The organism is Okeania sp. SIO2F4 (genome assembly GCF_010672385.1).
In the GTDB taxonomy this organism is placed as follows: domain Bacteria; phylum Cyanobacteriota; class Cyanobacteriia; order Cyanobacteriales; family Microcoleaceae; genus Trichodesmium.
In genome coordinates, this window is record NZ_JAAHGT010001297.1 from 1 (window position 1) to 1,894 (window position 1,894).

A 1,894-nucleotide genomic window follows, 5' to 3' on the forward strand; every position below is an offset into this window, starting at 1 on the left:
GTGGAGCGTAACCCACCATTTTTTCTGAGCGGTTAGGGCAACTACAAACTCATGGTATATCGGCTATTTTCGGTCAAACACTTATAATAGGGCTTCGTAGTTTAGCTGTAGCCCAGAGATACATATGTGGAAAAGTCCAGTAGGGTGGGTTATCAGAACAAAGTGGAGCGTAACCCACCATTTTTTCTGAGCGGTTAGGGCAACTACAAACTCATGGTATATCGGCTATTTTCGGTCAAACACTTATAATAGGGCTTCGTAGTTTAGCTGTAGCCCAGAGATACATATGATAGGGACTAAAGCCTAACTACAAACAAAACCTCGAATAATATTTTAATCTGGCAATAACTTTTGCTTAACCATATTCAGATAGTCTGAACGAAACTTTCTTAGTTGATAATCGCGGAGGTCTTTTTCTCTTAAATCCATCCAAGCTTTTGGCCTTTTTATAGAGTTTAATTCTTGGGCTACTTCTAACATTTCCTCAGTTACTTGAGCTCCTGCTTTAGTAATAGGTTCGTAGCCATAATAATCCATAATAGGTTTTGTTACTGTCTCGATTATTTCAATTTCACTATCCGTTAAATTTTGCTTAAATTTATCAATATTAGCAAGTATTGGTGGGGAAGTATTAGTTGACCATAAAGCAGATAAAACAGAAATTTCTTGTGCTTCTGTAGATTTGGAAACATCAAGCATCGAGTCTAAGAATTCAATCTCCAAAAACTGACAAATCTGCCGCAAAACTGCTTCTTGATGAGTCAAAAAATCCTCATATCGGATAGTTAAAACCCTCTCTGGATATTTGTCAGCTAGAGCTATGGCAGTATTGTGAGCGTTCACCCAAGTTATGGCATTTAATAAAGTATCAAAATCATGGATAATAGCACGATTAATACTATTTATTTGAGCGCGTGGATCGCGAACAACATTCAAAAACTTCATATCCTCAAACAGATCAATTAACTCTTCAGCATAATACACATTATCCAGAGACTTATCCATCACCACTTTTGCACCATGCTTTTTCCCCGCTTGAAACAACATTTCCCAAGCAACAGTATGTAAGCTACGAGGTCGATCTTTAATACTCTCAAAAATAGCAACTGGGTCTAACGCCACATTCTCCCATTTAACCATTGTTGCATTTTGCAAACCCACTAAATCGATAACCAACTGAAAATAGGTAGAGTCATCAGCTAAATTCTCATAAAGCTCCAAAAGGGGCATAAAATCTACCAGATGCAGAGGGTAAGGAGAATAGAATTCGGGAGAAAAATTCAACCGCAGGCGCAAAGCATGACTGCCACAACGGCGGATAGGAATCATCAAAACTGGTTTGGGTCGCTCAAATGTATTACTCATTGTAGTTATACCAACTTCATCAACTTAGTCTACATTGCTGATTGTATTAACTGGCATTCCGCCAGTCAACCCATAAAATTAAAATTAGCAGGACTTACGCACCCAAACAAGAAACCGGTATTGATATGATTATTGTTTTTCCCTCTCACTTTCGTTGATAAACCAGGTTTGGTGCGTAAATCCTAATTAGTATAAAAATACCTAACTGGCCAAATATTTATACTATATAAATCATCTTAATTGACCTTTATCATTCGTCAAATTATCAAGAAAAGATGAAGCATAAATACCTAATTATTTATTCCTATTGACCACTATGATTTTCTGCTGACTCCTGACTCGGTCCGACTGACTTCTGTAATATCATATATTTATTTAGTAATACCATTCGTTTTTGGGTATCGTTTCAGTTATATTGAATTCAAGTTTATGTGTCTAACTTTAGTTAAAAATAACTCTTAATAATGATTCCAACAAACCTGTTTATTTTAGGTCTAGGTGGTCTTTGTTCCGGTATTCTAGCTGGATT

The 1,894-nt window shown here is 36.5% G+C and carries 1 protein-coding gene; it reads right to left on the bottom strand.

The features are described from left to right. Window positions 1-333: 333 nt before the first annotated feature. A complete protein-coding gene (locus tag F6K22_RS39825; protein ID WP_293110581.1) occupies window positions 334-1,365 on the bottom strand; it encodes a sulfotransferase family protein in 1,032 nt (343 codons plus the stop codon). Window positions 1,366-1,894: the final 529 nt, after the last annotated feature.

Bases quoted from the DNA above. Each gene is read 5' to 3' on its own strand.
- F6K22_RS39825 (WP_293110581.1), bottom strand. From the start codon at position 1,365: ATGAGTAATACATTTGAGCGACCCAAACCAGTTTTGATGATTCCTATC.